We start from the raw sequence: 9,475 nt of genomic DNA on the forward strand, positions 1-9,475 counted from the left end.
CATATAAGTATACGATTAAACCATTTATGATATATGAGCGTTTATTCATTGCTGACGACGAAACGCATTTCTCTGGCTGCTTTTCAACCAATTGAATCAAAAAGAATAAAAGGGCTATTGACCTCTCGTTAAATTTCATTAAAGTACACCTTCGTTCGCGGCGCAGACTGCGGACTATGGTGCTACCACGCATAACTGCGTTGCCCTGGTGGTGGAATTGGTAGACACAAGGGATTTAAAATCCCTCGGCGTTCGCGCTGTGCCGGTTCAAGTCCGGCCCGGGGCACCATAGCACTCTCGCTATCCTATCTCCTTTACCTCTCAGGTTCTCCTCACATCTCTCCGGTGCCCGTTGTCATATTTTGAAACGTTTAAATCTTATTCCCTTGCGCTGAGCAGGGTTGAATCATGGTAAATTTGTATAGAAATATAGAGAAAAGATACTGATATTTTGAATGTTTCCATTCCTTTTCCTCAGTGTTCTCACCAAAGCACCGTATATTATATCGTTTGTCATTAATCCATCATGCTTGTCTAGTTTGCTGACTAATATTGATATGTTGGTTAGTAATGATAATAAAAAGGACGGCGTATGCGTTGGCAAACTCTTTCAATCAGAAAGCGAATTTATATTGTTCTTTCGACCATCTTAGTGCTCAGCACTTTGATTGCGATGGTGCAACAAGCGATGTTGTCAGCAAACAAGCAACTCGATGATCTCAAGAATATTATTTTACCCAGCCAGCTGAGGGGGCTGGCGTTTGAAATTAGCAATGAGCTACAACCTGCGATCACCGGTTCTAACTTTCTTGCCCATCACTCTGGACTGATTGATTGGGTGGATAATGGCGGCGATCTGACCAATCTCGCGCCGATTCATCAAGCGCTTTCGAATGCCAAGACGCGCTTGGGGGCAGACAACGCATTTGCAACGCTCGATAGTAGCCAAGGGAAGTATATTTTTACTTATGACGGCGAGCATCGCAGCGCATCAATGACCACCTATCCGTTTAAAGATTTTTACCCGAATTTTCTGAGTAAAAATCAGCCCTATGAGCTGAACATGAACAAAGATCCCAATGGCAATCAGTATGTGATTTTTATTAATTATCGCAGCGTGCCAGAAAACCCTGCGACGGGTCAGCCGTATGTGGTAGCGGGGGTAGGGTTTAATGTAAGTAGTTTAGTGAATCTAGTGCAGGGGTTTCGCATTGGTGAGCAGGGAAGAGCTATGCTTGCCGCGCGCGATGGCAGTGTGCAGGTCGCACCGACCGATTCGGCACTGAATGCGGATAATGCGAGCGCATTTCGTCAAGCGGTGACCAAGGGAACAGACAAACCGGTGATCAGCGAAGTGACTATCGGTGATGAAGCGTTTCTGCTGGGGTCTTATTGGCTTGCTGACTTAGACCGTTTTGTGGTGGTTGAGATTCCCAAAGCACAAATTACAGGGCCCATCCTGGATCAATTTATCCAATCTTTATTAGTGACCTTGGTGTTTATTGCTATTGCACTCCTTGTTACCCATTGGGTGATCAGTAGTTTGACGCAGCCGATAAAAAAGCTTTCCGCCGAGGTCGATGAAATTGCCAGTCGACTCGACCTTAGCCACCAGATTGCCGTGAACGACGAAGCGGAAGTCGGTCGCTTAGCGAATAAGATCAATGGTTTGCTAGCTCGTATCCGAGATGCGTTGCAAGCGGTAAACCAGACAGTTGACGAGTCGCAGTCCGCATTTGGTGTCCTCAAGCAGCAAGCTCATGAGGTGAATCAAGCCGGTATGGTGCAGCAGCAGTCGCTACAAACGATTTCTGCCGCGAGTCAAGACATTACTGAAATCACTACCGACGTGACGGATTCGGCTAATCACGCTGGCGAGTTGTCTCAAGCTGGGAATGCGGCGCTTCAAGATGCTTTAAATGGCATGAATACCAGCCTGCGGCATATTGAACAACTAGGCGAAAACATGGCCTCGAGTCAGAGCAGTTTGGATGAATTGAATCACCATATCGAGAATATTCTTCGCGTGCTTGAGGTCATCAGTACCATCTCGGAACAAACCAATTTACTTGCACTAAACGCGGCGATTGAGGCAGCGCGAGCGGGCGAACATGGTCGCGGCTTTGCGGTGGTTGCTGATGAAGTGCGCTCACTGTCGCAACGCACCGGCGAGTCGACCAGTGAGATCCAAGAAATTATCAATCAGCTGCGCTCGGCGTCAGATAATGTGACCGGCCAAATCAACCAAGTCAGTCAGGATAGCCAGCATAGTCTCGACACGCACCAACAAGCGGTAGAAAGTATGCGCACCTTGGATAGCCATTTGCAGCAATTGTTTGAACATAATGAGCGGATTGCCGAGGGTGCCAATACGCAAAGCGGCGCGGTGAATGAAATCAACCAGAGCATTGAAGAGCTTGCTCAGCAGGGTACTCGCACTCAAGAAGTGTTTGAGCAAAGTGAACAGGCGGTGAGTGGGTTTGATTTACGTATGAAAGAGCTCACTAAAAAAGTCAGCGCGTTTAAAGGGTTGAATGCGTAATCGCCGAACGTCAAAGGGCGCTGACAAGCGGTAATAGCGCTTTGTGTCTTTGCCGCGATCCGGTAGGATAGCGTGAGGAGGGCGGCATGAATCTAACCCAAATTGATGCGTTTTGTGCAGTCGCAGAGACTGGCTCGGTGTCTGAAGCTGCACGTCAGCTAGATGTGAATCGTTCACGGTTGAGCATGGCGATTAAAGCGCTAGAACAATCACTTAACGCTGAGTTGTTCGATCGCACCGGTAACCGTCTAACACTGTCGGAAATCGGCAAAGCTGTGTACAAAGATTTCGAGAGTATATCGGTCACCGCGGCCCGCATTCGTCGTACGTGCGAGCAAGCGAACGCGGGCTTTAATGCCGAAGTGTGGATCGCGCGTGATGATGCGATCCCCGATCAGCTTTGGCAGGACTGGGCGCATCAGCTCAATAAGCGCTTTACGGCGACGTCCTTCAACCTAGTCTTGGCCTCGAGCGGTGATTTGGCCAATTTGGTTGAAACCCAACAAGTCGACTTTGCGTTTGGCGTGGACTACGAGCGCATTGACGATCCGCGCATCAACTATCAGCCGTTGGGTAAAATTCGCATGATGTCGGTGTGCAACAGCGAGCACCCGTTGAGTCGACTGCGTCGGGTCAGTGATGATCAACTGCGTAATGCCATGCAAGCGGTAATGGTCTATCTCAATGAAAAAGACAATCCCGAGCTGCAGCCTTTCTCACGCCGCTATATTGGCTTTTCGAGCTTTGAATATATGCTCAACACTATCTTACAAGAAGAAGCGTGGGGCGTGTTGCCTGAGCCGCTGATCCGGCAATACTTACGAGAACAGCGCTTAGCGGTGATCAAACACACCTATGGCTTAACCCAAGAAGACTACTGCCTATTCACCGCCTCAGGGATGGCCGAGCATCCTGGGATCCAATGGCTGAGTGATAGCATTACCAATTACTTGTTTGATTTCTAAATGTGCGCCTCGATGATTGTTTTTCAATGCCTTACAATACATGTTAAGCAAAACTTAACCTAGGTTAAAAAGTTTAAGATTTTCTGAACAATCACTGAGCGCTACAATGCCGTCACTGAATTTCACCGAGCATCATTATGACCGCATACACGCGTTATCTTCCTTTTTCATTGGCTGTGTTAGCCTGTTTAACCCCTTGGGTGAGCTCGCCGATTGCATTGGTATTGGGTTTTTTGCTGACCTCCCTAGGCTGGGTGCCAAGTGCAATTCCGCTCACGAAAATCACCAAAAAGTTACTGGCTTATTCGATTGTGGGTCTGGGGTTTGGTATCCCGCTGCAAGAGGCGCTCGCCGTGACAGGCGATGGGATAGGGCTGATTATTGCCACCATTGCAGGCACGCTGATTTTTGGCACATTACTGGGCAAACTTATGGGGCTGGATAAAAAGACGGGTCACCTGATTGCCTCAGGCACTGCCATTTGTGGCGGCAGTGCAATCGCAGCTGTCTCGCCCGCTATCAATGCGGATGATAAACAAATTGGTCTCGCGTTAGGCACGGTGTTTGTGTTGAATTCATTGGCGCTGTTTGTGTTTCCTATGGTTGGGCATGCGCTGGGCTTAGATCAGCACACGTTTGGAACCTGGGCGGCGATCGCGATTCATGATACATCATCGGTGGTGGGCGCGGCGTCCGCTTATGGTGAGCAAGCACTAACCACTGCGACCACCCTCAAACTTGCGCGCGCATTATGGATTGTGCCAGTGGCGTTTGTCAGCGCACTCATGTTTCGCAGCCACGCTAAAAAAATCACGATTCCGTACTTTATCGTTTTTTATTGTCTGGCGATTGGTATCAGTGATGTCTTTGTCCAAGCGCAACCCATCTATGAGGTGATTTTCGCCATCTCAAAACAAGTATTAGTGGTGTGTTTATTCTTAATCGGCTGCAGTATTTCTGTCACCCAGCTACGCACGGCAGGCCCCAAACCCTTATTGTTTGGTGTCGCACTGTGGGTGATTATCTCCTGTACATCGCTTGCTTGGCTGCTGCTAGCTGCCTAGTCTCCGTCGTTGCCTCAGGTTCACTCACGCGGCGTGTCCTGAGGTAAACGTAATACCGCGACCAACAGAAACGCACTGAGTGCCGCACCAAACTGCCACCATCCTGTGCTGGTTATCGCGAGGAAAAGCTGCAAGCTAATTGCCGCGAGTAACACGCCTTTTCTCATCTTCTTAGTCCATAAAGAATCTAAATTTAGATTTAGTATGCGTAAAAGTTATATGCAAGCAAAATGCGATTTAGCGCTATCTCATAACTAAAATTTGTTTAGAACACTCACTGTCAGAAATATTGACAGTGATTTTTATGCATAAACTGTTGAAATAAAACGCCTTTCATTTTTTCCTTAGCGGGGTGGTGAAAATGTCAGCAAGTTCGTGTTTGTAAAGCGGCGCAGTAGCACCAAGAATATGTGCGTGTTTTCTACTTTTGGTGTTTTATGTCTTCTCAAAACGTGATCAATGAAAAGTCAGTATTAGTGTTTTCGGCCCTTCTCGCATTGGGGTTTGCCATCGCCGGCCTTGCCGTTGGATGGATTGCTGGCTCTTTAGTGATTATGTTCGACGGTATCTACTCGTTGATTAGTCTAGTGTTAACTTTGTTGTCACTGGGCGCGTCATGGTATATCCACTCGCGTTACGCACGGCCGATCACACGTGCGCTGCTGACACCGCTTGTTGTCGCCATTAAAGGCGCCGTGATTATGCTGTTGGTGAGTTACTCTCTGTATGAAGCGGTCTCTTCCTTGGTCGAAGGCGGACGTGCGGTTAACCCGTCATTGGCGGTGCTGTTTGGTATTGTCAACGTGGTGGGTTGTGGTTACGGATGGTGGATGATTGCACGCAAAAACCAAGCAGGGCAAAGCCAGTTGGTGGAGGCGGAATCGCGCCAGTGGCAAATGGACACCTTATTAAGTCTGGCGGTCACCTTAGGCTTTTTAGGTGCTTGGTTAGTGGCGCATTCACCTTGGTCGGATTATGCGGTTTATGCAGATCCTATGATGATGGTGTTGATGTCGTTCTACTTCATCAAAGTGCCATTCGTTATGGTGCGTAACGCGTTAAAAGAACTCGCGCCTGTTACAGTAAAGTGGTATCGCACCCGCTCAATGGCGTAATCAGAACACGACGCAACACGGATCTAGCCAAACGATTCTCCTATATCCTTGCAGGGGGCGGCATATACTGAGGCGGCGTTTAGTCGCCTTATTTACCGCACTTTATGCACTATAACTTTTTATGTTGGTGTTCATATCAACCCAGATACTGTGGGCGATTTCAACGTAGTGTGAAGAAATATATTTTGCTCTCTATGCTCGTCTGTTGAGGTGTTGGCAGCAGAACGTCGTGATGGCGCTTACACTGAAAAGTAACCATAGCGCTGCGGTAGAGAAAGAATGTTGCATATAGCAAAAGCGGAGTTAAATGATCTAGATACCCTCACCGTGTTATTTGACCAATACCAGCGCTGGCTTGCGATTCGTCCGCCGCTCAGTCAAACAAGGGCGTTTACTGAGCAGCGGTTGCGCGAGCAAGATACTTGTATATTGACCGCTTCTTACCAATCCTCCATGGTGGGATTTGTCCACCTAACGCCTTTGTATTCACTAGCGAGGGCGCGCCGTGGCTTAATTATTAACGATTTGTACGTGCAGCCGGATTCACGGCGACAAGGTATCGCACGGGCATTAATCTCGCACGCTCTCAAAGAGGCTCGTGCCCGCCAAGCCGCTTGCTTATTGCTACAAACCCATCAAAGCAACCATGCCGCTCATCATCTTTTTGAATCTTTTGGTTTTATTTGCGACGTTAGCCAGTATTATTTTCTGGACGTGACCGATTAACGGGTGACGAAAGGAGTAGCGAATGGCGTACGATTTTGTGGTCGTTGGGGGCGGTATCGTCGGCGTGGCCACCGCTTGGCAGTTGCAACAGCGATATCCAAACAAACGCACCTTATTGATAGAAAAGGAACCTGCTTTGGCCCAACATCAAACGGGCCATAATAGCGGCGTAATCCATGCTGGCGTGTATTATCCGCCCGGTAGTTTGAAGGCGGATTTTTGTAAGCGTGGCGCTGCCGCGACCAAAGCTTTTTGTGAGCAAGAAGGTATTCCTTATAAGCAGTGTGGCAAGTTAATCGTCGCGACCACAGAGACAGAACTGGCGCGGATGCATGATTTGTATCAACGTTGTTTGCTCAATGAGATCGAGTGTGAGTGTTGGGATGCCCAACAACTCGCCAGTGCTGAACCGAATGTACGCGGTTTAGGCGCGATCTATGTCAAAGCGACCAGTGTTGTTGATTACGCGCAAGTCACAGAAAAAATGGCCGGACGCTTTGTCGCAGCTGGTGGGCATCTTGTGCTAAATACTCAAGTGACGAAGCTACACGAAGACCACGACGGTGTGCTGATTGATACCCAATCGCAGGGAGAGTCGCAACGTTATCACGCCGAATTTTTAGTTGTTTGTGCCGGTTTGATGGCAGATCGCATGGCGAAGCTGCAAGGGTTAGCGACATCGTTTCAAATCATCCCCTATCGTGGCGAATACTATCAACTAGCGAAAAAGCATCGGGAGTTAGTGTCGCATTTGATCTATCCAGTGCCGGACCCAGATTTGCCTTTCTTGGGCGTCCATGTCACACGGATGGTTGATGGTGGTTTGACGGTAGGCCCAAATGCCGTTCAGGGCTGGAAACGCGAGGGGTATGCCTCATACAATTTTAGTTGGCGTGATACGCTTGATATGCTGCGTTTTCGCGGATTTTGGCGAGTCACTGCAGCGAATCTGAGCACCGGTATAAAAGAATGGTGGAACGCGCATTATAAACCGGGATACCTCAAGCAGGTTCGTAAGTATTGTCCGTCAATTCAATTGGATGATTTACACCCTTACCCAGCCGGTATTCGTGCCCAAGCGGTGTTGAATAGCGGTGAGCTGGTGGGCGATTTCCTCTTCGTTCGATCTGCACGCAGTCTCCATGTGTGTAACGCCCCATCGCCAGCGGCTACCTCAGCCATGCCAATTGCCGAACACATTTGTCAGACTATCAGTACGCCTCACAACGATTAATCGGCGGAGTATTGTGGCTGTCTCGTCCTGATGATTTAATACTAGGGAGATTAAAAATCAAGGAAGACAAGATGTTATTGCCACCACCTCTTAAAAAAGGCGAGACAATTGGCTTTTTCTCGCCATCATCACCAGCCACCGTATTTGCGCCCCAACGATTTGAACGCGCGATGGATTATGTCAAAGCACAAGGCTTTGATCTGAAGGCGGGGGTATTGACCGGACAATCGGATCACTATCGCTCAGGCTCGATCAAGGCGCGTGCGGAAGAGCTCAACCAGCTGATCCGTGATCCGAATGTGCGCTGCATCATGTCGACGATTGGTGGAATGAACAGCAATGCTTTACTTCCCTATATCGATTATGCCGCCCTGGCTGATGATCCTAAGATTATCGTGGGTTATTCGGACCTCACTGCTTTACTGCTCGGTATCTATGCCAAAACGGGATTAATCACGTTTTATGGGCCAGCATTAGTGGCGTCTTTAGGGGAGTTTCCGCCACTGGTTGATGAAACCTTTGATGCGTTTCGAGCCGTAACAACTGAGAATGTAACGCTGCCGATGACCTATAAGATGCCTGCCCAATGGACGGATGTCATGATTGATTGGGGCGAACAGACAGAGGCAAAACCGACCTATGAGAATGCATGGCAATTTATGGGTAAAGGTCAGGTAAATGGGCGCATTATCGGTGGCAACCTCAATACGCTGAGTGGGATCTGGGGAACACCTTATATGCCAGCGATTGAAACAGGCGATATTCTGCTGATTGAGGACTCTTTGCTTGATATTGCCACGGTTGAGCGCTCACTCGCACACCTAAAACTGGCTGGGGTGTTTGATACGGTAGGCGCGGTGTTACTTGGTAAACACGAGCTTTTTGATAACAAAGGAACGGGACGTTCAACCTATGACGTTCTTGAAGAAATACTCGATGGCCAGCCGCTCGCAGTGGTTGATGGTTTTGACAGTTGCCACACGCATCCGATGTTAACTACACCTTTGGGGGCCCAAGCCTGTATTGATTTTGATGCCCAGACGGTCTCACTCACGCAACCTTGGTTGGCGGGTGAGCACGCTGGGCAATGAGCTTGGATTAGTAAGCCACACCGATACGTTGGCGACGGTGGGCACCACTTTCCAGTTCGTCGATCATCGCGATAGCATAGTCAGCAACGCTGATTTTGCTGTCACCATGGTCATCGGTAAGCAAGGTATCCGCACCAACGCGATAGCGGCCTATTTTGTCGCCCGGGAAAATCTCTGCGGCAGGGCTGATGAACGTCCAATCTAGGGTATGGGCGTGTTCACGGAATACCTTCAAAGCGTCGCCTTGAGCGAGCGCTTCTGCTTTATAAGCGTCAGGGAAGTCGGGCAGGCTGACCAGCTCGACTCCCGGTGAAACTTCTAGCGAGCCAGCACCGCCGACCCAAAGTAAACGTTTGACATTAGCCGCGGGTAATTCGTCAATTAAGCGCTTAGCGCTGGTTGCTACCATCTCATGGTTGCCTGCAGCGCGCCCGCCCACAGCGGCAATGACTGCATCAGCGTCAGCAACGGCCTGTTGTACAGAGTGATGATTATCCAGCAAGTCGAATTGACGTACTTCGACATCGTCGCGGGTCACTTTTTCTGGCTGACGGACAAGAGCAATAACCTCATGCCCACGATGACGCGCTTCTTCGACGATTTGGCTACCGATCCAACCTGTTGCACCAATAATTGCGATTTTCATATTGTCTTCCTCATGCTGTGATTGCTTGGATGGATGTAGCTTATTGGCTTTCATTTATTGGATAAATAATCATAATAGATACAGTTTGTATC

At 48.9% G+C, this 9,475-nt stretch carries 8 protein-coding genes, 1 tRNA gene and 1 pseudogene; 8 read left to right on the plus strand and 2 right to left on the minus strand.

Going from position 1 to position 9,475, the window contains the following annotated elements:
* The first annotated feature begins 202 nt into the window (after window positions 1–202).
* From BZG83_RS14775 to BZG83_RS14790, 4 genes are all read left to right on the plus strand, one after another.
* Window positions 203–289: transfer RNA gene (locus tag BZG83_RS14775), tRNA-Leu, on the plus strand.
* Between the two features lie 303 nt (window positions 290–592).
* Complete coding sequence (locus BZG83_RS14780; protein ID WP_077481659.1) at window positions 593–2,542, plus strand: methyl-accepting chemotaxis protein; 1,950 nt, start codon at window positions 593–595, stop codon at window positions 2,540–2,542.
* Window positions 2,543–2,628: 86 nt separating this feature from the next.
* Entirely contained in the window at window positions 2,629–3,507 is an 879-nt protein-coding gene (locus tag BZG83_RS14785) for a LysR family transcriptional regulator (protein WP_046073412.1), read from the plus strand.
* 137 nt (window positions 3,508–3,644) lie between these two features.
* Window positions 3,645–4,571 (plus strand): YeiH family protein, encoded by a 927-nt coding sequence (locus BZG83_RS14790; protein ID WP_077481661.1) that lies wholly within the window; start codon window positions 3,645–3,647, stop codon window positions 4,569–4,571.
* Window positions 4,572–4,591: 20 nt separating this feature from the next.
* On the opposite strand, the gene BZG83_RS16795 is transcribed toward BZG83_RS14790, so the two are convergent.
* The gene (locus BZG83_RS16795; RefSeq protein ID WP_158011501.1) at window positions 4,592–4,738 is read right to left on the minus strand and encodes a hypothetical protein; all 147 of its coding nucleotides are present in this window, start codon (window positions 4,736–4,738) and stop codon (window positions 4,592–4,594) included.
* Between the two features lie 270 nt (window positions 4,739–5,008).
* Here BZG83_RS16795 and BZG83_RS14795 point away from each other — a divergent pair.
* From BZG83_RS14795 to BZG83_RS14810, 4 genes and pseudogenes are all read left to right on the plus strand, one after another.
* Window positions 5,009–5,641: pseudogene (locus BZG83_RS14795) on the plus strand (cation transporter); the annotation flags it as partial.
* Window positions 5,642–5,965: 324 nt separating this feature from the next.
* A complete protein-coding gene (locus tag BZG83_RS14800; protein WP_077481665.1) occupies window positions 5,966–6,412 on the plus strand; it encodes a GNAT family N-acetyltransferase in 447 nt (148 codons plus the stop codon).
* 22 nt (window positions 6,413–6,434) lie between these two features.
* Entirely contained in the window at window positions 6,435–7,646 is a 1,212-nt protein-coding gene (lhgO, locus tag BZG83_RS14805) for an L-2-hydroxyglutarate oxidase (RefSeq protein ID WP_077481667.1), read from the plus strand.
* Between the two features lie 71 nt (window positions 7,647–7,717).
* Entirely contained in the window at window positions 7,718–8,737 is a 1,020-nt protein-coding gene (locus BZG83_RS14810; RefSeq protein WP_077481669.1) for a S66 family peptidase, read from the plus strand.
* A 7-nt stretch (window positions 8,738–8,744) separates the two neighbouring features.
* Here the strand turns inward: BZG83_RS14810 and BZG83_RS14815 are convergent, their stop codons facing one another.
* The gene (locus BZG83_RS14815) at window positions 8,745–9,383 is read right to left on the minus strand and encodes an NAD(P)-dependent oxidoreductase (protein WP_077481671.1); all 639 of its coding nucleotides are present in this window, start codon (window positions 9,381–9,383) and stop codon (window positions 8,745–8,747) included.
* Window positions 9,384–9,475 lie beyond the last annotated feature (92 nt).

Origin of the sequence: Salinivibrio sp. PR919 (assembly GCF_001995355.1) — a bacterium.
GTDB classification, from domain to species: Bacteria; Pseudomonadota; Gammaproteobacteria; order Enterobacterales; family Vibrionaceae; genus Salinivibrio; species Salinivibrio proteolyticus.